We start from the raw sequence: 18,176 nt of genomic DNA on the forward strand, positions 1-18,176 counted from the left end.
TGGTCTAGATGAGCAGGGGCAGGTTTTCCTACTCATTCCAAAATTTTGACCCCGAGAGGATGGCTCGCGCCAGCGGTAGGGACCTTAGAATTTCACCCAAGCACAGCGTTGAGCTTCTCAGGGAGATAAGGGGCATGATGCTCAACGACGCTCTCAAATACCTCGACGACGTCATAGCCAAGAAGAGACCGGTTCCTATGAAGCGCTACAACGACAGCCAGGGACACAAGCCGGGTAAGGGCTTTGGTCCCGGTAGGTATCCTGTCAAAGTAGCTAAGGCCGTCAAGAAGATACTCCTCAACGCCAAGAACAACGCCGAGCAGAAGGGCCTCGACGTTGACCGGCTTAAGATAATCCACGCGGCGGCGCACAGGGGACCAGTCCTCAGGGGTTACATTCCGAGGGCATTTGGAAGGGCAACTCCCTTCAACGAGGAAACCACTCACATAGAGATAGTGGTCGAGGAGATTAGGAGGTGAGACCTTTGGCCATCGAGAGGTACTTCATCAAGGAAGGAGTTAAGGAGATGCTCATCGACGAGTACCTTGAGAAGGAGCTCAGGCGTGGGGGCTATGGCGGTCTTGACATAAAGAAGACCCCCCTCGGAACCAAGGTCATTATCTTTGCCGCCCACCCCGGTTACGTTATAGGCAGGGGTGGAAGGAGAATAAGGGAGCTCACTAGAATCCTCGAGAGGCAGTTTGGCCTTGAGAACCCGCAGATTGAGGTCGAGGAAATCAAGAACCCCTACCTCAACGCCAAGGTTCAGGCGGTGAGGCTTGCCCAGGCCCTTGAGAGGGGAATCCACTTCAGGAGGGCCGCTTACTCTGCCATAAGGGCCATCATGAGGAACGGAGCTAGAGGTGTCGAGATTCGCCTGAGCGGAAAGCTTACCGGTGAGAGGGCTAAGAGCGTCAGGTTTTATCAGGGTTATCTAGCGAAGGTTGGAAACCCGGCAGAGACACTCGTCAGCAAGGGCTATGCCCAGGCCCTGCTCAAGCTCGGTGTCATAGGCGTTAAGGTCGCTATAATGCCACCCGATGCTAGGTTGCCAGATGAGATTGAGATCAAGGAGATAGTCGAGGAAGAGGTGAGTGGCAATGAAGCCCAGTGAGATTAGGGAGATGAGCATTGAAGAGATAGACAAGAAGATTAGGGAGCTCCGCCTTGAGCTTGCCAAGGAAAGGGGTGTGCTCACCATGGGGGCCTCCCTTGAAAACCCCATGGTCATTAGGAACCTCAGGCGCGACATCGCGCGCCTGCTTACAATAAAGAAGGAGAAGCTTAGGGAGAAAAGGTGAGGTTAGGTGCCGAGGATTGTTAACCCTCTGGATGAGATGCTCTTTAAGGAAGTCCTGAAGGAACAGCAGAGGATTAGGGTTTACATCGAAAGGGCCCGTTACGGAAAGCTCAAGACCATAATTGAAGGCATAGATGAGAAAGAGTTTGACCTTGAGGACATAGCAAAGAAGCTGAAGGCGAAGCTGGCATGTGGCGGAACCGTAAAGAAGGGAAGAATAGAGCTTCAGGGCGACCACAGGGATCGTATCAAGAAGTTGCTCGCCGACCTTGGATTTTCAGAGGAGCTCATAGAGGTCGAGTAACGCGGAAAAATATAATCTGGCACGAGCTCATAGGGCTGAAAGCAAAGATTATAAGGGCATCTCATCCAGAGCTGGTCGGCATCGAGGGCTACGTCCTTGACGAGACGAGGAACACCCTCACCATAGGTGGGGAGAGGGTTTGGGTAGTTCCAAAGGACGTGGTCGAGATTGAGTTCGACCTCGGTGATGAAAAAATCCGAATCAACGGTCGTGATTTGATTGGAAGGCCCGAGATGAGACTGAAGAAGAGGTGGCGGAAATGAGAGAGATTGGATTGAGGGTTCAGCCTCCCGCTGAGGTGTGTAATGACCCCAAGTGCCCCTGGCATGGGAACCTCAAGATACACGGGAGATACTTTGAGGGTGTAGTCGTCAGCGATAAGGGTAAGAAGACTGTCGTCGTTGAGAGGCAGTACTACCACTACCTCAAGAAATACGAGCGTTATGAGCTCAGGAGGAGCAAGATTCATGCCCACAACCCCGAGTGTATCAACGCTAGGGTAGGGGACAAGGTTCTTATAGCCGAGACTAGGCCCATAAGCAAGACCAAGAGCTGGGTCGTCGTGGCGGTCCTCGAGAGGGCCGAGAGGAAGGAGGGGGTGTGAAGCCATGGCCAAGAAGGGTGCAGGTGCAACCAGAGGAATTAGCCCCGTCAGGCCAACTCGTGCCCTTCCGATTGGTGCCTACCTCAAGGTCGCCGACAACAGTGGTGCCAAGGTCATTCAGATAATCGGCGTCGTCGGTTACAAGGGAACGAGGAGGAGGCTTGCCTCAGCTGGCGTTGGCGACATGGTCGTTGCCACCGTTAAGAAGGGAAGGCCCGACATTAGACACCAAGTCGTTAGGGCAGTTATTGTCAGGCAGAGGAAAGAATACAGGCGCCTCGACGGAATGCGCGTCAAGTTCGAGGACAACGCGGCAGCTATAGTCACCCCCGAAGGTGTTCCGAGGGGAACCGAAATCAGGGGTGCCATAGCCAGGGAAGCCGCCGAGAGGTGGGTCAGGCTCGGTAGTATAGCGAGCATAGTGCTGTGAGGTGAGAGTTATGAAGCTTGATATGAAGCAATCGAGAAAGCAGAGGAAGTTCCTCTATAACGCTCCCCTTCATCTCAGGGGCAAGATAATGAGCGCTACCCTGAGCAAGGAACTCAGGGAGAAGTACGGCGTCAGGAACCTTCCTATTAGGGTCGGTGACAAGGTTAAGGTCATGTGTGGCGACTTCAAGGGTAAGGAAGGAAAGGTCGTCGAGGTTGACCTCAAGAGGTACAGGATTCACGTTGAGGGCGTTACCCAGAAGAGAACCGATGGAACCGAGGTGTTCTACCCGCTTCACCCGTCGAACGTTATGATTGTTGAGCTCAACCTCGACGATGAGAGGAGAGAGAAGATAATTAAGAGGAGGGCTGAGTGATGGCGAGAAAGGGTCCGAAGAGGCACCTTAAGAGGCTTGCCGCCCCAACCGCCTGGTACATTCACAGGAAGGCCTATAAGTGGGCGGTCAGGCCGAGTCCGGGTCCGCACAGCATGAAGACGTCGATACCCTTGATTTACATAGTCAGGGACTACCTCGGCTACGCGAGAACCGCGAGGGAGGCAAGGAAGATACTCAACGAGGGTAAGATACTCGTCGACGGTCGCGTTAGGAAGGACTACAAGTTCCCGGTTGGAATCATGGATGTGGTTTCGATACCCGAAACCGGCGAGCACTACCGGGTTCTGCCCAACAGGATTGGCAAGCTCATCCTCCACCCGATAAGCGAGGAGGAGGCAAAGCTCAAGCCCTTCAGGATTGACAACAAGAGAATGGTCAAGGGTGCCAAGGTTCAGCTCAACCTTCACGATGGAAGTAACCACTTGGTCAGCCTCGCCGAGAAGGACGCCTACAGGACCTCTTACACTGTCATCATGAAGGTTCCGGAGAGGCAGATAGTCAAGATACTGCCCTTCGAGGTCGGTGCCTACGTCTTCGTCACCCAGGGTAAGAACGTTGCCAGAAAGGGTAAGATAGTTGAAGTCAGGCACTTCCCGATGGGCTGGCCCGACGTCGTTACAATCGAGGACGAAAACGGAGAGCTCTTCGACACCCTGAAGGAGTATGCCTTTGTCGTTGGTAAGGATAAGCCGGAGATTTCCCTTCCGTGAGGTGAGAGACGATGCAGATTAACAGAGAGGCTATCTTAGCGGACTGGGAAGCTCACCCGATGAGGAAGCCGAGGATTGCGAAGGTCACGATAAACATAGGCGTTGGCGAGAGCGGTGAGAGGCTTACCAAAGCCGAGAAGATGCTCCGGGACTTGGTCGGCCAGAAGCCGATAAGGAGAAGGGCCAAGCAGACCAACAAGGACTTCGGAATAAGGCGCGGTGAGCCGATAGCCGTTAAGGTCACCCTCCGTGGGAAGAAGGCCTACGAGATGCTCGACAGGCTTTTGGAGGCTGTTGACAGGAAGCTCAGCGTCGGCAACTTCGACGAGCACGGAAACTTCTGCTTTGGAATCCAGGAGCACATAAACATACCGGGGGTTGAATACGACCCCGAGATTGGCATCTTCGGTATGGACGTCTGCGTTACCCTCGAGAGGCCCGGCTTTAGGGTCGCCAAGAGGAAGAGGCAGAGGAGGAAGATACCGAACAGGCACAAGCTGACGAAGGAAGAGGGTATAGTCTTTGCTATTGAGGAGTTCAAGGTCAACGTGGAGGGATTGTGAGATGGCGAAGGCTGATTACAACAAGAGGAAGCCGAGAAAGTTTGGTAAGGGAGCGAGAAGGTGCATGCGCTGCGGCCAGTACGGTCCGATAATCAGGATACACGGGCTCATGCTCTGCAGGCACTGCTTCCGCGAGGTCGCTCCAAAACTCGGCTTCAAGAAGTATGAGTGAGGTGAGAAAAAATGACTCTGCTTGACCCGCTTGCGAACGCTCTTTCCCACATAACCAACAGCGAGAGGGTTGGAAAGAAGGAAGTTTACATAAAGCCCGCCTCCAAGCTAATCGGCGAAGTGCTGAGGGTTATGCAGGAGAACGGCTACATCGGCGAGTTCGAGTTCATAGACGACGGCAGGGCCGGCATCTACAGGGTTCAGCTCATAGGCAAGATAAACAAGGCCGGAGCTATTAAACCGAGGTTTCCGGTCAAAGCTAGAGACTACGAGTACTGGGAGAAGAGGTTCCTTCCGGCCTTCGAGTTCGGGATTCTTATAGTGTCAACTTCCCAAGGCGTTATGACCCACAAAGAGGCCCGTGAGAAGGGCATCGGCGGAAGGCTGATAGCCTACGTCTACTGAGGTGAGAGAGATGCCGGTAGACGCTTGGATAAGGGAGGAAGTTGAGATTCCAGAGGGAGTCGAAGTTACAGTTGAAGGAAACACGGTCAAGGTCAAGGGGCCGAAGGGAGAACTCCAGAGAGAGCTCAAGTATCCGGGAGTTAAGATATTCACAGAGGACGGTAAGGTCGTCATCTACAAGGAGTTCCCGAGGAAGAAGGACATCGCCATAGCGAGAACCTTCAAGGCTCACATAGCCAATATGATTAAAGGCGTCACCGAGGGCTTCACATACAGGCTCAAAGTGGTTTATAGTCACTTCCCAATCTCAGTTAAAGTTCAGGGTGATGAAGTCATCATCGAGAACTTCCTCGGTGAGAAGGCTCCGAGAAGGGCCAAGATACTCCCAGGAGTTACCGTCAAGGTTCGCGGTCAGGAAATAGTTGTTGAGGGTATAGACAAGGAGGCAGTTGGTCAGACCGCGGCAAACATCGAGCAGGCCACGAGAATAACGAAGTGGGATAGGAGAGTATTCCAAGACGGTATTTACATAGTTGAGAAGGCTGGCAAGCCGATAAAGTTCTGAGGTGTGAGAAATGGACGAGAAGGCGAGACTCCTTAAGATAAGGGCCAAGCTCAAGAGGAAGAAACCGAGATTCCTCCGCCAGGAGTGGTGGAGGTATCCCAAGTTCAAGAACGATCCCAAGTGGAGAAGGCCAAAGGGAATTGACAGCAAGATGAGACTCAAGAAGAAGGGCAAGCCCCGCTCGCCGAGCATAGGCTGGAGCTCACCTAAAGCCGTTCGCGGACTTCACCCGAGTGGTTACGAGGAGGTCCTCGTTCACAACGTCAAGGAGCTTGAGGCCATAGACCCGACCAGGCAGGCCGCGAGGATAGCGAGAACCGTTGGTGCGAGAAAGAGGGAGATTATACTTGCTAGGGCTAAAGAACTTGGGATTAAGGTCCTCAACGCGAGGTGATTATCATGCTCAAGATGCAGAGAAGGATTGCCGCCGACATTTTGAAGTGCGGTGAGAACAGGATCTGGATCGACCCGGAGAGAATTGATGATGTTGCCTCGGCTATAACCCGTGAGGACATTAAGAGGCTCATTCACGATGGCGTCATAAAGAAGAAGCCCATCAAGGGCCAGAGCAGAGCAAGGGCAAGGGCCTTCCACGAGGCTAGGAAGAAGGGACGCCACAGGGGTCCTGGAAGCAAGAAGGGTAAGAAGACCGCCAGGATGGGCAAGAAGGAAGTTTGGATGATGACCATAAGGGCCCTCAGGAAGGAACTCAGGAAGCTCAAGGCTGAGGGCAAGATTGACGCCCATACTTACAGGAGGCTCTACATAAGGGCCAAGGGTGGTCAGTTCAAGAACAAGAGACAGCTCTATCTGTTCATGCAGGAACACGGTATTTTGAAGGAGTGAGGTGAGAAAAATGGCAAGGGGACCAAGGTATAGGGTTCCATTCAGGAGGAGGAGAGAGGGCAAGACCAACTATCACAAGAGGCTCAAGCTCCTCAAGAGCAAGAAGCCGAGGCTCGTTGTTAGAAAGAGTCTTAACCACCACATAGCCCAGATTATAGTCTACGACCCGAAGGGCGACAGGACGATAGTTTCCGCCCACACCAGGGAGCTCATCAGGGACTTCGGCTGGAAGGGCCACACTGGAAACACTCCGAGCGCTTACCTGCTCGGTCTCCTCATTGGTTACAAGGCCAAGAAGGCTGGAGTAGGGGAGGCAATACTCGACATAGGCCTTCACCCGCCGACAAGGGGTTCAAGCGTTTTCGCGGTCCTCAAGGGTGCAGTTGATGCTGGTCTCAACGTCCCGCACAGCGAGGAGATATTTCCCGAGGACTACAGGATTAGGGGCGAGCACATAGCGGAATACGCCAAGGCCCTTAAGGAGGAGGACGAGAGTCTCTACAGAAGGCAGTTTGGTGGTTATCTTGTCAAGGGCCTCGAGCCCGAGAAGCTTCCCGAGCACTTTGATGAGGTTAAGGCCAAGATAATCGAGAAGTTTGAGGGGGCGAGAGAATGAGCGACCCGAGAGAGATTGCCCAGAGGGTTCTTGAGGAGTGGGAGCCAAAAACAAAACTCGGCAGGCTCGTTAAGGAGGGTCAGATAACTGACATTCACGAGATATTCAGGAAGGGTTACCAGATAAAGGAACCCGAGATAGTTGACGTCCTCCTTCCCGAGGTCAACCTCAGGGAGAATCAGGAAGTGCTTGACATCGCTTTGACCGTTAGAATGACCGACAGCGGTAGGAGGATTCGCTTCCGCGTTCTCGCGGCCGTTGGCAATAGGGACGGTTACGTTGGCCTCGGAATTGGTCACGGAAGGGAAGTTGGTATAGCCATCAGGAAAGCTATTAACTACGCTAAGATGAATCTCATCGAAATCAAGCGCGGTTGTGGAAGCTGGGAGTGCAGGTGCAGGAGGCCCCACTCGATTCCATTCGCCGTTGAGGGCAAGGAGGGTAGCGTTAGGGTTAAGCTCATGCCCGGACCGCGTGGCCTTGGCCTCGTTATCGGTGACGTCGGCAAGAAGATACTGAGCCTCGCTGGTGTGCAGGACGTCTGGTCTCAGACCCTCGGTGAGACGAGAACAACTGTCAACTTCGCCAAAGCTGTCTTTAACGCCCTCTACAACACCAACCGCGTAGCCATACAGCCGGGTATGGAGGAGAAATACGGTATTGTCGTCGGCAGGGCGATGCCCCAGAGCTTTGAGCTGTGAGGTGAGAAAAGATGGCTAAGTTAGCGCTCATAAGGCTTAGGAGCGGGATTAGGGCGAGGGGCGAAGTAAGGGACACATTAGCTATGCTCCGCCTTCACAGGATTAACCACCTCGTCATAGTCGATGATACCCCCAGCTACCGCGGGATGATACAGAAGGTCAAGGACTACATCACCTGGGGCGAGATTGACAAGGAGACCCTGGTAAAGCTCCTCAGAAAGCGCGGAAGGCTCGTCGGCAACAAGCCCATCACAGACGAGTACGTTCAGGAGAAGCTCGGGATGAGCCTTGAGGAGTTCGCTGAAAAAGTTATCAACGGAGAGATGAAGCTCAGGGACTTGCCGAACATCAAGCCCGTCTTCAGGCTCCACCCGCCGAGGGGAGGACTCAAGGGAAGCAAGAAGCGCTCCTTCAAGGAGGGCGGAGCCCTCGGTTACAGGGGCGAGAAGATTAACGAGCTCATTGAGAGAATGCTCTGAGGTGGCGAGAGATGATTAGGAGGAGGAAGAAGGTTAGGAAACTTCGTGGAAGTCACACTCACGGATGGGGCTGTAAGAAGAAGCACCGCGGTGGTGGAAGCAAGGGCGGTCGCGGTATGGCAGGTACCGGTAAGAGGAAGGACCAGAAGTTCACCTGGACCATCAAGTACGCCCCCGACCACCTCGGCAAGAGGGGCTTCCACAGGCCCAAGGCCGTAACTTACGTCCCCAAGGTCATCAACCTGAGTGACATCGACGAGAACTTCGAGCTCTTTAAAGACATGGGCGTTATCTACGAGGAGGAAGGAAAGCTCGTCTTCGATGCGACCCAGCTTGGCGTTGACAAGGTTCTCGGCACAGGGAAGCTTACCCGCGCAATCGTTGTCAAGGCCTACTACGTTACGCCGAAGGCCGAGGAGAAAATTAAGGCTGCCGGTGGCGAGGTTATCCTCGCCTGATTTCTTTCAACTTTTGGCAGGTGTCGGCTATGGGGAAGGTAAGGGACATCATATATGCTATTGAGCGTTATTTCCCTGAAGTTGAACGACCAAAAAGGCACGTCCCACTTAAGGAAAAGTTCATGTGGACTGGGATAGTTCTACTGCTGTATTTCATACTCTCGGAAATACCTCTCTATGGAATTCCTCCTAAAGTTCAGGATTATTTTGCAACACTTAGATTTGTTCTTGCCGGTAGAAGCGGTTCGCTTTTAACCCTGGGTATCGGTCCTATCGTTACCGCGAGTATAATCATGCAACTTCTCGTTGGTTCTGAGATAGTGAAGCTCGACCTATCAAATCCAGAGGATAGGAGGTTTTACCAGGCCACTCAGAAGTTGTTCTCAGTGTTCATGAGCTTCTTTGAAGCTGCCATCTACGTCTTTGCCGGTGCCTTCGGTAAGGTTAGTACATCAATTGGAGCATTTCAGACAGTTACGAGTCCTGAGGGGTTTATATATATTGGTCTTGGTCTCGCAATCCTCATAATCCTTCAGCTCGGCTTTGCATCAACAATGCTAATACTCCTTGATGAGCTTGTAAGCAAGTGGGGAATAGGAAGTGGTATAAGTCTTTTCATCGCCGCCGGAGTCTCGCAGACCGTCATCTATAAGGCCCTTGCCCCCGTTCCGAGCAAGGAGTATATAGATCCACTCACAGGTCAGCCGGCAATAGTCGGTGCCATCCCGGCTTTCATTCAGCACCTGCTTAAGGGGGACATAACCGGTGCCATTTATCGCGGTGGAACCCTGCCGGACATGGTCAAACTCCTAGGCACGATAGCCGTGTTCCTTGTTGTCGTTTACCTTGAGAGCATGCGCGTTGAGATTCCCCTCAGCTACGGCCGCGTTACCGTCCGCGGTAGGTATCCAATAAGGTTCATGTATGTTAGCAACATTCCGATAATCCTCACCATGGCTCTCTACGCCAACATTCAGCTCTGGGCCAGGCTACTTAACAACTATGGCATAACGTGGCTAGGAACCTTTGACCAGAACGGATACCCGGCGAGCGGTTTCGTTACATACCTCTACCCGCCCAGGGATATCTTCCATGTCATCGCCGATCCTTGGAGGGCGTTCGTGTACGCTATAATGACAATATTCTGGTCGCTGATATTTGGTTTCCTGTGGGTTGAACTTACCGGTCTCGATGCCAAGAGCATAGCAAGACAACTCCAGCAGGCGGGACTTCAGATTCCGGGATTCAGGCGCGACCCGAGAATCCTTGAGAGAGTCCTCCAGCGCTATATACCATACGTTACCTTCTGGGGTTCCTTCACACTAGCGTTAGTTGCAGTGCTTGCAGACTTCCTCGGTGCCTTGGGAACGGGAACTGGAATCCTGCTGACAGTTGGTATACTCTACAGGTTCTACGAAGAGATAGCCAGGGAGCAGGCAACGGAGATGTTCCCGGCCCTTAGAAGATTCTTTGCTAAGTGACTTTCCTTTTTCGCAAAACCTTTTAAGGCTGTTTTTCCTTTACCAATCAGAACCTCCTGGGTGAGAGCTATGCCGTTTGTCGTCATGATTACTGGTATTCCAGGAGTTGGTAAGAGTACCATCACAAGACTCGCTCTCAAGAGAACCCGGGCCAAGTTCAGGCTCGTTAACTTTGGGGACTTGATGTTTGAAGAGGCCGTTAAAGCGGGTCTCGTTGAGCACAGAGATGAAATGAGAAAGCTCGATCCTAAAACTCAAAAGGAACTTCAGCTTAGGGCAGCACAGAAGATAGTGGAAATAGCCAGGGAAGAACCGGTTTTGCTTGACACTCACGCAACGATAAAGACCCCCGTTGGCTATCTGCTTGGTTTTCCTAGGGAGGTTATCGAGGTCATAAACCCAAACTTCATAGTTATAATTGAAGCAACGCCCAGCGAGATTCTGGGCAGACGTCTCAGAGACCTCAAGAGGGACAGGGACGTTGAGACAGAAGAGCAGATTGAGAGACACCAAGACCTAAATAGGGCTGCTGCAGTAAGTTATGCCATGCACTCAAACGCCCTAATAAAAATAATCGAGAATCACGAGGACAAAGGTTTGGAGGAAGCTGTTAACGAACTCGTTCAAGTGCTTGATCTGGCGGTGAGTGAGTATGATTGAGAGTATATACAGATTCCTTAATGATATATTCGGACCGTTTATAATGAACTACCAGCCTCTCTGGGTTATAACCTTCATGGGGTTCATAATTGGAGGGTTTTATACCCTACTTTACTACTTCGTCACTGACATTGAGAAACAGAAAAAACTCCAGAAGCTCGCAAAGGAAGTTCAAAAGGAAATGAGGGAAGCCCAGAAGAGTGGAGATGAAAAGAGGCTCAGAAAGGCCCAGCAAAAACAGCTTGAGCTCATGAAAATGCAAGGGGAAATAATGAGACAACAAATGATCCCAATGCTTCTCACTATGCCCATATTTTGGATATTCTTCAGCTGGCTTAGAATGTGGTACACGGAGGTTGCTATCGTCAAGGCCCCCTTCACTTCTTTCTCTTTGACTGGTTCCACAGGATGTATCACTCTGTGCTCTCAGGCAGTGAGCTGGGCTACATTGGCTGGTATGTCCTTTCGAGCTATGTGATTGGTATGGTTCTGAGAAAGCTCCTTGACATGGGATAAATTTAAAAACGCTCCGCTGAAAGGGGTTGCGAGGTGAGAACATGAAGCCGATGTATCGCTCAAGGTCATGGAGAAGGAAGTACGTTAGGACTCCGGGAGGAAGAACCGTAATTCACTTTGAGAGGAGAAAGCCAAAGATCGCCCACTGCGCTCTCTGTGGCAGACCGCTCAACGGAGTTCCTCGGGGAAGGCCGAGCGAGCTCAGGAAGCTCCCCAAGACCAAGAAGAGGCCCGAGAGGCCCTACCCGAACCTCTGCCCGAGCTGTATGAGGAAGGTTATGAAGGCCCAGGTCAGGGCTTCCCTCAGCTGAGGTGCGTCTATGCCGAAGGGCTGCCTCGTCATAACCGTCAGTGGCCTGGCTGGTTCAGGCACTACAACCCTATGCCGGAATCTGGCCAAGCATTATGGCTTTAAGCACATCTACGCCGGTTTGATATTCCGGCAGATGGCCAAGGAAAGGGGCATGACCCTTGAGGAGTTCCAGAAGTACGTTGAACTCCACCCCGAGATAGACAGAGAAGTTGACAGGAGGCAGGTCGAGGCGGCCAAGGAATGTAACGTTGTCATTGAGGGTCGTTTAGCTGGCTGGATGGTTAAGGACGCCGACCTTAAGATATGGCTCGACGCTCCCATAATGGAGCGCGCCAAGAGAGTCGCTCAGAGGGAAGGCATCTCAGTTGAGGAGGCCTTCGTTCAGATTGCCGAGAGGGAAAAGCAGAACAGGAAAAGGTATTTAAACCTCTATGGGATTGACATCGAGGACAAGTCGATTTATGATTTAATCATAAACACTGCCAAATGGGGTCCCGATGGGGTCTTCGCGATCGTGAAGGCCGCCATCGACCACCTTTACCCCGACGGCGACGCGGGGTCTGACAAAGGTAAGGAGGTGGGATGAATGCCAGCTATCGAGATTGGGAGGATTGCCGTCGTTATTGCCGGAAGGAGGGCCGGACAGAAGGTCGTCGTTGCCGACATAATAGACAAGAACTTCGTCCTCGTTACCGGCGCTGGACTGAACAAGGTCAAGCGCAGGAGGATGAACGTCAAGCACCTTGAACCCCTTCCGGAGAAGGTTAACATCGAGCGCGGTGCTTCCGACGAGGAGATAAAGAAGGCCCTCGAAGAGGCCGGCATAAGCCTTGAGTGAGGAATGTTTCCTCACTCTTTTCCCCAATAATTTCTTAACACCTTTCCCATGTTCTTTTCTTGGTGGTGAGAATGAAAACCGCTCTGGTTACTGGCGCAACCGGGGGCATCGGCAGGCTCCTTGTCAGGGCTCTTATTGAAAAGGGCTTTCACGTTGTTGGTGTGGGCAGGAGGAAGGAACGGCTTGAGGAACTAAAGTCTCTTGGGAACTTCTCCTATATCGTGGCCGATTTGAGCGAGCCCAACGTCGCAAGAAAGATTGCCGATTCCCTTGGAGGGTTTGGTGTTAAAAGGCTTGATGTTCTCGTAAACAACGTCGGTTACGCAATCAAGAAACCTCTGCTTGACCATACCGACGAAGAGCTTGAGAACCTTTTCAAGGTAAACGCCCTCGCTCCTGTGGAACTTACCCGTGAGCTTCTGCCCCTCCTTGGTGAGGGTTCGACCGTTGTTTTTGTGAGAAGCGAAGTTGCCTTCGTGAACATCCCGGAGTTGCCGTCATACTGCGCCGCTAAGGGAGCCCTGCACTATCTTACGGTAAACCTTGAGAGGGAACTAAAGGACAGGGGAATCCAGGTTATGCGCGTTTATCCCAAGCAGGTTAAAACGGAGTTTTTCACAAGGAATAACGTGCCCTATCCAACGGGTTCGATAGAACCCGAAGATGTCGTTAAGGAAATAATGAGAGGCCTTGAGAAGGGCAAGCGGGAGGTTTTCGTGCCCGGTTATCTGAAGCTCATCAGGTACCTTCCCAACTGGCCCGTTTTCACGTATCGCTTCCGGCATTAGGTGGGTTTATAAGGCAATATTTTGAGTCTAGGCTGATAACGCTCACCTGGTGATGCTCATGGCAAGGGATGAAGTTAGGAGAATCCTTCCGGCAGATATAAAGCGGGAAGTGTTGATTAAGGACGAGAAGGCCGAGACCAACCCGAAGTGGGGCTTTCCGCCAGAGAAGAGACCGATAGAGATGCACATGCAGTTCGGCATAATAAACCTCGACAAACCGCCGGGACCCACGAGTCATGAAGTTGTTGCGTGGATTAAGAAGCTCTTCAACTTGAGCAAAGCCGGCCACGGTGGAACCCTTGACCCGAAGGTCAGTGGTGTTTTGCCGGTTGCTCTGGAGAGGGCCACCAGAGTTGTTCAGGCACTTTTGCCAGCAGGAAAGGAGTACGTTGCTTTGATGCACCTCCACGGTGACGTCCCCGAGGACAAAATCCTAGCCGTAATGAAGGAGTTCCAGGGAGAGATTATCCAGAGACCACCGCTGAGGAGCGCGGTTAAAAGAAGGTTGAGGACGAGGAAGGTTTACTACATTGATGTCCTCGAGATAGATGGCAGGGACGTTTTGTTCAGGGTGGGTGTCGAGGCAGGAACCTACATCCGTTCGCTCATTCACCACATAGGTTTAGCCCTTGGCGTCGGCGCCCACATGGCCGAGCTTAGGAGGACGAGAAGTGGCCCATTTAAGGAAGACGAGACGCTGGTGACGCTTCACGACCTCGTTGATTACTACCACTTCTGGAAGGAGGACGGCATTGAGAAATATTTCCGGCAGGCTATACAACCGATGGAGAAGGCAGTGGAACACCTTCCCAAGGTCTGGATTAGGGATTCTGCAGTTTCAGCGGTCACCCATGGTGCCGATTTGGCCGTTCCGGGGATAGTCAAGCTCCACAAGGGCATCAAGAGGGGCGATCTTGTTGCCATAATGACCCTCAAGGACGAGCTGGTTGCGCTTGGAAAGGCCATGATGACAAGCGGTGAGATGCTTCAGAGGAGCAAGGGTATAGCCGTCGATGTGGACAAGGTCTTCATGCCGAGGGAGTGGTATCCGAAACTTTGGGCCAAGTGAGTGCGTTTTTGTCACCTCTTTTCCCTAACTTTGCGCAAGCAAAGGTTGATAAACCCCTTACCTTATCCCCGACCATGACCCACTACTACTCAGAAGAGCCGGGCACGCCTTTGAAGACCAAGACCATAGAGGTCTGTCTTAGGGGGCACTGCTTCAAGTTCATCACAGCTAGCGGGGTGTTTTCCTTCGGCAAACTCGACAGGGGAACCGAACTTCTGATAGAGAACATGGTTCTCGATGAGAACTGGCGCGTTCTGGATTTGGGCTGTGGCTACGGTGCCATTGGCATCGTCGCCTCCCGCTTCGTTGACCATGTTATTATGACCGACGTGAACAGGAGAGCGGTTAGCATAGCGAGGAAAAACTTAAAAATCAACGGCGTTAGAAACGCCGAGGTCAGGTGGGGAAGCCTCTACGAGCCAGTTAAAGGGGAAAAATTCGACTCAATCATCACCAATCCCCCAGTGCACGCGGGAAAGGAAATCCTGAGGGAAATAGTTATAAACGCTCCCCGGCATCTCAACGATGGTGGCCTCCTGCAACTGGTGATTAAGACGAAGCAGGGGGCAAAGTATATTAAGGCCCTCATGGAGGAGCACTTTACCGAAGTGAGAGAGCTCGCGAAGGGGAGCGGTTACCGCGTGTACGCCGGGATTGCCTAGCCTGGGAAGGCGCGGGCCTTGAGAGCCCGTGGGCGTTTGCCCGCCGGGGTTCAAATCCCCGTCCCGGCGCCAAAATCCCTTTGATTCCCAAGAGGGATGGGAGGTGTATTCGTAATGACCGAGAACTTCAGGCACATAGTCCGTGTTGCGGGCGTTGATTTGGACGGACATAAGCAGTTGAGATGGGCACTGACAGGGATTAAGGGAATAGGAATAAACTTCGCAACTATGGTGCTCAGGGTTGCAGGGCTTGACCCCTACATGAAGGCCGGTTACCTCACCGACGAGCAGGTTAAGCTCATAGAGAAAATCCTTGAGGACCCCGTGGCCCACGGAATCCCTGCATGGGCGGTTAACAGGCCGAAGGACTACGAGACCGGCAAGGACATGCACCTCATTACGGCCAAGCTCGTTATGGCATGGCGTGAGGACATCAACAGGCTGAGGAGGATAAGGGCTTACCGCGGTATAAGGCACGAGCTTGGTCTGCCTCTCCGCGGTCAGAGAACGAGGTCCAACTTCAGGCACGGAACTACCGTCGGTGTTAGCAGGAGGAAGAAGTGAGGTGGTGTAAATGGGAGACCCGAAGAGGCAGAGGAAGAAGTATGAAACTCCCTCTCACCCCTGGATTAAGGAGAGACTCGACCGCGAGAGGGTTCTGAAGAGGAAGTACGCCCTCAAGAACAAGAAGGAGCTCTGGCGCCACGAGACCCAGCTCAAGGAGTTCAGGCGTAGGGCGAGAAGACTCCTCGCGGCCCGTGGAAAGCAGGCCGAAATTGAGAGGCAGCAGCTCCTCCAGAGGCTCTACAGGCTCGGCCTTCTCCCGGCCGATGCCGTTCTCGATGACGTTCTCTCTCTCACAGTTGAGGACGTCCTCGAGAGAAGGTTGCAGACCATCGTTTACAAGAAGGGTCTCGCTAGAACAATTAAGCAGGCCAGACAGCTCATAGTCCACGGCCATATCGAGGTCAACGGCCAGATAATCCGCTCGCCGGGTTATCTCGTCCTCCGCGAGGAGGAGGATGCCATAACCTACGCGAAGAACTCTCCCTTCGCCAAGGAATCCCACCCCGAGAGGATGGTTATTGAACAGGCCAAGCAGGGTGGTGAGGCATGAGCGAGGAAACCCAGCAGGTTAACCTTAAGAAGAAGGAGAAGTGGGGAGTTGCTCACATTTACTCCTCCTACAACAACACGATAATACACATCACTGACCTCACCGGGGCCGAGACGGTCTCTAGATGGAGCGGTGGTATGGTCGTCAAGGCCGACAGGGACGAGCCTTCTCCGTACGCGGCCATGATTGCCGCCAAGAGGGCCGCTGAAGAGGCTATGGAGAAGGGCTTCGTCGGCGTTCACATCAAGGTTCGCGCCCCGGGAGGAAGCAAGAGCAAGACCCCCGGTCCGGGTGCCCAGGCGGCCATTAGAGCTCTCGCCAGGGCAGGCCTCAAGATAGGGCGCGTCGAGGACGTCACACCGATACCGCACGACGGAACCAGACCCAAGGGCGGTAGGCGCGGTAGGCGCGTCTGATCCCTACAACTTCTTTTTTGGTGGTGCAAATGGAGCCGAAGTTTAAGATTCTGGAAAAGAGGGAGGACTCGATAAAGTTCATCGTTGAAGGCATAGACGTTGCCTTTGCCAACGCCCTCAGAAGGACTATTCTTGCCGAAGTTCCAACCTTTGCCGTTGATGAGGTCGAGTTCTTTGAAAACGACTCGGCTCTCTTTGATGAGATAATCGCCCACAGGCTCGCTATGATTCCCCTTACAACCCCGGTTGAAAGGTTTTCGCTCGATTCACTTGAGCTCGACGACTACACCGTTACCCTCTCCCTCGAGGCTGAGGGTCCGGGCGTGGTTTACTCCGGCGACCTCAAGAGTAGCGACGAGGAGATAAAACCCGCCAACCCTGACATTCCGATAGTCAAGCTCGCCGAGGGCCAGCGGTTAGTTTTCAACGCCTACGCAAAGCTCGGCCGTGGAAAGGACCACGCAAAGTGGCAACCCGGCTTCGTTTACTACAAGTATCTCACGAGAATACACGTGAGCAAGGAAGTCCCCGACTGGGAGGAGCTCAAGGGGCTCGCCGAGAGGAGAGGACTGCCCGTTGAGGAAAAGGACGACGAGCTTGTCATAACCACGACCAAGGCCTTCTACCTCCCGAGGAAGTTCGAGCCATATGAGGGCGAGAAGATTAGGGAAGAAGTAGTGCCCGAAACGTTCGTCTTTACCGTTGAAACTAACGGAGAGCTCCCCGTTGAGGAAATAGTGAGCATAGCTCTCAAGATACTGATGAGGAAGAGCGATAGATTTATAAACGAACTCCATAAATTAGCCGACTGACGCGGGGGTAGCCGAGCCTGGCCAAAGGCGCGGGATTCAGGGTCCCGTCCCGTAGGGGTTCCGGGGTTCAAATCCCCGCCCCCGCACCATAACGCTCACCCCGTCCACCTGTCGGTTTCCCTGCGAGAGCGTTGAGGAGGTATGTTCATGGTCAAGAGAACAGGACCCACCGATATTAACCTGAGGAGGCTCATTCGGGCACTCAGGAAGAAATCAAACGAGGAAGGAGTTAAGATATGGAAGGACATTGCCTGGCGCCTTGAGAGGCCGAGAAGACAGAGGGCCGAGGTAAACGTCAGCAAGATAAACCGCTACACCAAGGAGGGTGACACCGTTATCGTCCCGGGAAGCGTTCTTGGTGCAGGAAAGCTTGAGCACAAGGTTATCGTCGCCGCCTGGAAGTTCAGCGAGACTGCTAGGAAAAAGATAGTCGAGGCCGGGGGAGAGGCCATAACCATCGAGGAGCTTATGGAGAGGAACCCGAAGGGTAGTGGAGTAATCATAATGGAGTGATGGGCCATGAGGATTATTAATGCTGAAGGACTTATCCTTGGAAGGCTCGCCTCGAAGGTTGCCAAGATGCTCCTCGAGGGTGAGGAGGTCGTCATAGTCAACGCCGAGAAGGCCATCATCACCGGTAACAGGGAGGACATATTCGCCAAGTACAAGCAGAGAACCGAGCTCAGAACCAGGACCAACCCGAGAAGGGGTCCCTTCTACCCGAAGAGGAGCGATGAGATTGTCAGGAGAACAGTCAGGGGCATGCTCCCCTGGAAGACCGACCGCGGAAGGAAGGCTTTCAGAAGGCTTAGGGTCTACGTTGGTATTCCAAAGGAATTCGAGGGCAAGGAACTTGAGACCATAAGCGAGGCTCACATGTCGAGGCTTTCGACTCCAAAGTATGTCACCGTTGGTGAGGTTGCCAAGTTCCTCGGTGGAAAGTTCTGAGGTGAGA

33 protein-coding genes, 2 tRNA genes and 1 pseudogene are annotated in these 18,176 nt (G+C 52.9%); all 36 read left to right on the forward strand.

Annotation, left to right across the window (positions count from 1 at the left end):
* Positions 1 to 8: 8 nt before the first annotated feature.
* The 36 genes and pseudogenes from rplV to rplM all read left to right on the forward strand — a co-directional run bounded on the left by rplV (position 9) and on the right by rplM (position 18,169).
* Positions 9 to 479, forward strand: coding sequence for a 50S ribosomal protein L22 (gene rplV / locus MVG27_RS04450; protein WP_297470189.1), 471 nt, complete (start codon positions 9 to 11; stop codon positions 477 to 479).
* Between the two features lie 5 nt (positions 480 to 484).
* Complete coding sequence (rpsC, locus tag MVG27_RS04455) at positions 485 to 1,114, forward strand: 30S ribosomal protein S3 (protein WP_297549296.1); 630 nt, start codon at positions 485 to 487, stop codon at positions 1,112 to 1,114.
* The gene (gene rpmC / locus MVG27_RS04460; protein ID WP_055429654.1) at positions 1,101 to 1,301 is read left to right on the forward strand and encodes a 50S ribosomal protein L29; all 201 of its coding nucleotides are present in this window, start codon (positions 1,101 to 1,103) and stop codon (positions 1,299 to 1,301) included. Before rpsC ends, rpmC begins: the two co-directional genes overlap by 14 nt.
* A 36-nt stretch (positions 1,302 to 1,337) precedes the next feature.
* The gene (gene yciH, locus MVG27_RS04465; RefSeq protein WP_206205113.1) at positions 1,338 to 1,604 is read left to right on the forward strand and encodes a stress response translation initiation inhibitor YciH; all 267 of its coding nucleotides are present in this window, start codon (positions 1,338 to 1,340) and stop codon (positions 1,602 to 1,604) included.
* Positions 1,490 to 1,867 (forward strand): ribonuclease P protein component 1, encoded by a 378-nt coding sequence (locus MVG27_RS04470; protein WP_297549298.1) that lies wholly within the window; start codon positions 1,490 to 1,492, stop codon positions 1,865 to 1,867. The genes yciH and MVG27_RS04470 overlap by 115 nt, the downstream gene beginning before the upstream one ends.
* Positions 1,864 to 2,208, forward strand: a complete 345-nt coding sequence (locus MVG27_RS04475; RefSeq protein WP_297063596.1) for a 30S ribosomal protein S17 — start codon at positions 1,864 to 1,866, stop codon at positions 2,206 to 2,208. Before MVG27_RS04470 ends, MVG27_RS04475 begins: the two co-directional genes overlap by 4 nt.
* A gap of 4 nt (positions 2,209 to 2,212) precedes the next feature.
* The gene (locus MVG27_RS04480) at positions 2,213 to 2,638 is read left to right on the forward strand and encodes a 50S ribosomal protein L14 (protein ID WP_014788461.1); all 426 of its coding nucleotides are present in this window, start codon (positions 2,213 to 2,215) and stop codon (positions 2,636 to 2,638) included.
* Between the two features lie 10 nt (positions 2,639 to 2,648).
* Complete coding sequence (gene rplX / locus MVG27_RS04485) at positions 2,649 to 3,014, forward strand: 50S ribosomal protein L24 (RefSeq protein ID WP_297549301.1); 366 nt, start codon at positions 2,649 to 2,651, stop codon at positions 3,012 to 3,014.
* Positions 3,014 to 3,745 carry a 30S ribosomal protein S4e gene (locus MVG27_RS04490; RefSeq protein ID WP_297549303.1) on the forward strand — a complete coding sequence of 244 codons (732 nt, stop codon included), beginning with the start codon at positions 3,014 to 3,016 and terminating at the stop codon, positions 3,743 to 3,745. The genes rplX and MVG27_RS04490 overlap by 1 nt, the downstream gene beginning before the upstream one ends.
* 11 nt (positions 3,746 to 3,756) lie before the next feature.
* Positions 3,757 to 4,308 carry a 50S ribosomal protein L5 gene (locus MVG27_RS04495; protein ID WP_297549305.1) on the forward strand — a complete coding sequence of 184 codons (552 nt, stop codon included), beginning with the start codon at positions 3,757 to 3,759 and terminating at the stop codon, positions 4,306 to 4,308.
* Between the two features lies 1 nt (position 4,309).
* Entirely contained in the window at positions 4,310 to 4,480 is a 171-nt protein-coding gene (locus MVG27_RS04500; RefSeq protein ID WP_011250478.1) for a 30S ribosomal protein S14, read from the forward strand.
* Positions 4,481 to 4,491: 11 nt separating this feature from the next.
* Positions 4,492 to 4,884: a 30S ribosomal protein S8 gene (locus MVG27_RS04505; RefSeq protein WP_297549307.1), complete on the forward strand. Its 393-nt coding sequence runs from the start codon at positions 4,492 to 4,494 to the stop codon at positions 4,882 to 4,884.
* 10 nt (positions 4,885 to 4,894) lie between these two features.
* Positions 4,895 to 5,449, forward strand: coding sequence for a 50S ribosomal protein L6 (locus MVG27_RS04510; protein WP_297549309.1), 555 nt, complete (start codon positions 4,895 to 4,897; stop codon positions 5,447 to 5,449).
* Between the two features lie 10 nt (positions 5,450 to 5,459).
* Positions 5,460 to 5,843, forward strand: a complete 384-nt coding sequence (locus tag MVG27_RS04515; protein ID WP_297549311.1) for a 50S ribosomal protein L32e — start codon at positions 5,460 to 5,462, stop codon at positions 5,841 to 5,843.
* 5 nt (positions 5,844 to 5,848) lie between these two features.
* Entirely contained in the window at positions 5,849 to 6,295 is a 447-nt protein-coding gene (locus MVG27_RS04520; RefSeq protein ID WP_297549313.1) for a 50S ribosomal protein L19e, read from the forward strand.
* Positions 6,296 to 6,305: 10 nt separating this feature from the next.
* On the forward strand, positions 6,306 to 6,911 hold the full coding sequence (locus MVG27_RS04525; protein ID WP_297549315.1) for a 50S ribosomal protein L18: 606 nt from the start codon (positions 6,306 to 6,308) through the stop codon (positions 6,909 to 6,911).
* On the forward strand, positions 6,908 to 7,612 hold the full coding sequence (rpsE, locus tag MVG27_RS04530) for a 30S ribosomal protein S5 (protein WP_297549317.1): 705 nt from the start codon (positions 6,908 to 6,910) through the stop codon (positions 7,610 to 7,612). The genes MVG27_RS04525 and rpsE overlap by 4 nt, the downstream gene beginning before the upstream one ends.
* An 11-nt stretch (positions 7,613 to 7,623) precedes the next feature.
* Complete coding sequence (locus MVG27_RS04535; RefSeq protein ID WP_297549319.1) at positions 7,624 to 8,091, forward strand: 50S ribosomal protein L30; 468 nt, start codon at positions 7,624 to 7,626, stop codon at positions 8,089 to 8,091.
* An 11-nt stretch (positions 8,092 to 8,102) separates the two neighbouring features.
* Complete coding sequence (locus MVG27_RS04540; RefSeq protein ID WP_297470217.1) at positions 8,103 to 8,549, forward strand: uL15 family ribosomal protein; 447 nt, start codon at positions 8,103 to 8,105, stop codon at positions 8,547 to 8,549.
* Positions 8,550 to 8,578: 29 nt separating this feature from the next.
* A complete protein-coding gene (secY, locus tag MVG27_RS04545) occupies positions 8,579 to 10,030 on the forward strand; it encodes a preprotein translocase subunit SecY (RefSeq protein WP_297549321.1) in 1,452 nt (483 codons plus the stop codon).
* Between the two features lie 69 nt (positions 10,031 to 10,099).
* Positions 10,100 to 10,690 carry an adenylate kinase gene (locus MVG27_RS04550; RefSeq protein WP_297549323.1) on the forward strand — a complete coding sequence of 197 codons (591 nt, stop codon included), beginning with the start codon at positions 10,100 to 10,102 and terminating at the stop codon, positions 10,688 to 10,690.
* Positions 10,683 to 11,206, forward strand: a pseudogene (locus tag MVG27_RS04555) (EMC3/TMCO1 family protein). The gene MVG27_RS04550 and the pseudogene MVG27_RS04555 overlap by 8 nt, the downstream one beginning before the upstream one ends.
* 41 nt (positions 11,207 to 11,247) lie before the next feature.
* Positions 11,248 to 11,517 (forward strand): 50S ribosomal protein L34e, encoded by a 270-nt coding sequence (locus MVG27_RS04560; protein WP_297549327.1) that lies wholly within the window; start codon positions 11,248 to 11,250, stop codon positions 11,515 to 11,517.
* A 9-nt stretch (positions 11,518 to 11,526) separates the two neighbouring features.
* Positions 11,527 to 12,105, forward strand: a complete 579-nt coding sequence (gene cmk / locus MVG27_RS04565) for a (d)CMP kinase (protein WP_297549329.1) — start codon at positions 11,527 to 11,529, stop codon at positions 12,103 to 12,105.
* On the forward strand, positions 12,106 to 12,357 hold the full coding sequence (locus tag MVG27_RS04570; protein ID WP_297549331.1) for a 50S ribosomal protein L14e: 252 nt from the start codon (positions 12,106 to 12,108) through the stop codon (positions 12,355 to 12,357).
* 71 nt (positions 12,358 to 12,428) lie between these two features.
* Positions 12,429 to 13,145, forward strand: coding sequence for an SDR family NAD(P)-dependent oxidoreductase (locus MVG27_RS04575; RefSeq protein WP_297556271.1), 717 nt, complete (start codon positions 12,429 to 12,431; stop codon positions 13,143 to 13,145).
* Between the two features lie 58 nt (positions 13,146 to 13,203).
* Entirely contained in the window at positions 13,204 to 14,214 is a 1,011-nt protein-coding gene (locus MVG27_RS04580) for an RNA-guided pseudouridylation complex pseudouridine synthase subunit Cbf5 (RefSeq protein WP_297556272.1), read from the forward strand.
* A gap of 74 nt (positions 14,215 to 14,288) precedes the next feature.
* A complete protein-coding gene (locus tag MVG27_RS04585; RefSeq protein ID WP_297556265.1) occupies positions 14,289 to 14,876 on the forward strand; it encodes a class I SAM-dependent methyltransferase in 588 nt (195 codons plus the stop codon).
* Positions 14,862 to 14,948 (forward strand) — tRNA-Ser (locus MVG27_RS04590). Before MVG27_RS04585 ends, MVG27_RS04590 begins: the two co-directional genes overlap by 15 nt.
* Positions 14,949 to 14,990: 42 nt before the next feature.
* Complete coding sequence (locus tag MVG27_RS04595) at positions 14,991 to 15,440, forward strand: 30S ribosomal protein S13 (RefSeq protein WP_015859575.1); 450 nt, start codon at positions 14,991 to 14,993, stop codon at positions 15,438 to 15,440.
* A 10-nt stretch (positions 15,441 to 15,450) separates the two neighbouring features.
* The gene (locus MVG27_RS04600) at positions 15,451 to 15,993 is read left to right on the forward strand and encodes a 30S ribosomal protein S4 (protein WP_297470243.1); all 543 of its coding nucleotides are present in this window, start codon (positions 15,451 to 15,453) and stop codon (positions 15,991 to 15,993) included.
* The gene (locus MVG27_RS04605) at positions 15,990 to 16,409 is read left to right on the forward strand and encodes a 30S ribosomal protein S11 (protein ID WP_297063642.1); all 420 of its coding nucleotides are present in this window, start codon (positions 15,990 to 15,992) and stop codon (positions 16,407 to 16,409) included. Before MVG27_RS04600 ends, MVG27_RS04605 begins: the two co-directional genes overlap by 4 nt.
* Before the next feature lie 29 nt (positions 16,410 to 16,438).
* On the forward strand, positions 16,439 to 17,221 hold the full coding sequence (locus MVG27_RS04610) for a DNA-directed RNA polymerase subunit D (protein ID WP_297549837.1): 783 nt from the start codon (positions 16,439 to 16,441) through the stop codon (positions 17,219 to 17,221).
* A 1-nt stretch (position 17,222) separates the two neighbouring features.
* Positions 17,223 to 17,310, forward strand: a tRNA-Leu gene (locus MVG27_RS04615).
* Between the two features lie 58 nt (positions 17,311 to 17,368).
* Positions 17,369 to 17,734, forward strand: a complete 366-nt coding sequence (locus MVG27_RS04620; RefSeq protein WP_297549900.1) for a 50S ribosomal protein L18e — start codon at positions 17,369 to 17,371, stop codon at positions 17,732 to 17,734.
* 6 nt (positions 17,735 to 17,740) lie between these two features.
* Positions 17,741 to 18,169 (forward strand): 50S ribosomal protein L13, encoded by a 429-nt coding sequence (rplM, locus tag MVG27_RS04625; RefSeq protein ID WP_297549839.1) that lies wholly within the window; start codon positions 17,741 to 17,743, stop codon positions 18,167 to 18,169.
* Positions 18,170 to 18,176: the final 7 nt, after the last annotated feature.

It is taken from the genome of Thermococcus sp. (genome assembly GCF_027011145.1).
GTDB lineage: Archaea > Methanobacteriota_B > Thermococci > Thermococcales > Thermococcaceae > Thermococcus.

Excerpts from the sequence above, each read along its gene's own strand:
- MVG27_RS04490 (WP_297549303.1), top strand. The coding sequence starts at position 3,014 with ATGGCGAGAAAGGGTCCGAAGAGGCACCTTAAGAGGCTTGCCGCCCCA.
- MVG27_RS04515 (WP_297549311.1), top strand. The coding sequence starts at position 5,460 with ATGGACGAGAAGGCGAGACTCCTTAAGATAAGGGCCAAGCTCAAGAGG.
- MVG27_RS04475 (WP_297063596.1), top strand. The coding sequence starts at position 1,864 with ATGAGAGAGATTGGATTGAGGGTTCAGCCTCCCGCTGAGGTGTGTAAT.
- MVG27_RS04510 (WP_297549309.1), top strand. The coding sequence starts at position 4,895 with ATGCCGGTAGACGCTTGGATAAGGGAGGAAGTTGAGATTCCAGAGGGA.
- MVG27_RS04575 (WP_297556271.1), top strand. The coding sequence starts at position 12,429 with ATGAAAACCGCTCTGGTTACTGGCGCAACCGGGGGCATCGGCAGGCTC.
- rplM (WP_297549839.1), top strand. The coding sequence starts at position 17,741 with ATGAGGATTATTAATGCTGAAGGACTTATCCTTGGAAGGCTCGCCTCG.
- MVG27_RS04570 (WP_297549331.1), top strand. The coding sequence starts at position 12,106 with ATGCCAGCTATCGAGATTGGGAGGATTGCCGTCGTTATTGCCGGAAGG.
- MVG27_RS04525 (WP_297549315.1), top strand. The coding sequence starts at position 6,306 with ATGGCAAGGGGACCAAGGTATAGGGTTCCATTCAGGAGGAGGAGAGAG.
- rplX (WP_297549301.1), top strand. The coding sequence starts at position 2,649 with ATGAAGCTTGATATGAAGCAATCGAGAAAGCAGAGGAAGTTCCTCTAT.
- cmk (WP_297549329.1), top strand. The coding sequence starts at position 11,527 with ATGCCGAAGGGCTGCCTCGTCATAACCGTCAGTGGCCTGGCTGGTTCA.
- MVG27_RS04540 (WP_297470217.1), top strand. The coding sequence starts at position 8,103 with ATGATTAGGAGGAGGAAGAAGGTTAGGAAACTTCGTGGAAGTCACACT.
- yciH (WP_206205113.1), top strand. The coding sequence starts at position 1,338 with ATGCTCTTTAAGGAAGTCCTGAAGGAACAGCAGAGGATTAGGGTTTAC.
- MVG27_RS04520 (WP_297549313.1), top strand. The coding sequence starts at position 5,849 with ATGCTCAAGATGCAGAGAAGGATTGCCGCCGACATTTTGAAGTGCGGT.
- MVG27_RS04610 (WP_297549837.1), top strand. The coding sequence starts at position 16,439 with ATGGAGCCGAAGTTTAAGATTCTGGAAAAGAGGGAGGACTCGATAAAG.
- MVG27_RS04550 (WP_297549323.1), top strand. The coding sequence starts at position 10,100 with ATGCCGTTTGTCGTCATGATTACTGGTATTCCAGGAGTTGGTAAGAGT.
- MVG27_RS04535 (WP_297549319.1), top strand. The coding sequence starts at position 7,624 with ATGGCTAAGTTAGCGCTCATAAGGCTTAGGAGCGGGATTAGGGCGAGG.
- secY (WP_297549321.1), top strand. The coding sequence starts at position 8,579 with ATGGGGAAGGTAAGGGACATCATATATGCTATTGAGCGTTATTTCCCT.
- MVG27_RS04560 (WP_297549327.1), top strand. The coding sequence starts at position 11,248 with ATGAAGCCGATGTATCGCTCAAGGTCATGGAGAAGGAAGTACGTTAGG.
- MVG27_RS04600 (WP_297470243.1), top strand. The coding sequence starts at position 15,451 with ATGGGAGACCCGAAGAGGCAGAGGAAGAAGTATGAAACTCCCTCTCAC.
- MVG27_RS04585 (WP_297556265.1), top strand. The coding sequence starts at position 14,289 with ATGACCCACTACTACTCAGAAGAGCCGGGCACGCCTTTGAAGACCAAG.
- MVG27_RS04605 (WP_297063642.1), top strand. The coding sequence starts at position 15,990 with ATGAGCGAGGAAACCCAGCAGGTTAACCTTAAGAAGAAGGAGAAGTGG.
- MVG27_RS04620 (WP_297549900.1), top strand. The coding sequence starts at position 17,369 with ATGGTCAAGAGAACAGGACCCACCGATATTAACCTGAGGAGGCTCATT.
- MVG27_RS04595 (WP_015859575.1), top strand. The coding sequence starts at position 14,991 with ATGACCGAGAACTTCAGGCACATAGTCCGTGTTGCGGGCGTTGATTTG.
- rplV (WP_297470189.1), top strand. The coding sequence starts at position 9 with ATGAGCAGGGGCAGGTTTTCCTACTCATTCCAAAATTTTGACCCCGAG.
- MVG27_RS04500 (WP_011250478.1), top strand. The coding sequence starts at position 4,310 with ATGGCGAAGGCTGATTACAACAAGAGGAAGCCGAGAAAGTTTGGTAAG.
- MVG27_RS04580 (WP_297556272.1), top strand. The coding sequence starts at position 13,204 with ATGGCAAGGGATGAAGTTAGGAGAATCCTTCCGGCAGATATAAAGCGG.
- rpmC (WP_055429654.1), top strand. The coding sequence starts at position 1,101 with ATGAAGCCCAGTGAGATTAGGGAGATGAGCATTGAAGAGATAGACAAG.
- MVG27_RS04470 (WP_297549298.1), top strand. The coding sequence starts at position 1,490 with ATGTGGCGGAACCGTAAAGAAGGGAAGAATAGAGCTTCAGGGCGACCA.
- MVG27_RS04495 (WP_297549305.1), top strand. The coding sequence starts at position 3,757 with ATGCAGATTAACAGAGAGGCTATCTTAGCGGACTGGGAAGCTCACCCG.
- rpsE (WP_297549317.1), top strand. The coding sequence starts at position 6,908 with ATGAGCGACCCGAGAGAGATTGCCCAGAGGGTTCTTGAGGAGTGGGAG.
- MVG27_RS04480 (WP_014788461.1), top strand. The coding sequence starts at position 2,213 with ATGGCCAAGAAGGGTGCAGGTGCAACCAGAGGAATTAGCCCCGTCAGG.
- MVG27_RS04505 (WP_297549307.1), top strand. The coding sequence starts at position 4,492 with ATGACTCTGCTTGACCCGCTTGCGAACGCTCTTTCCCACATAACCAAC.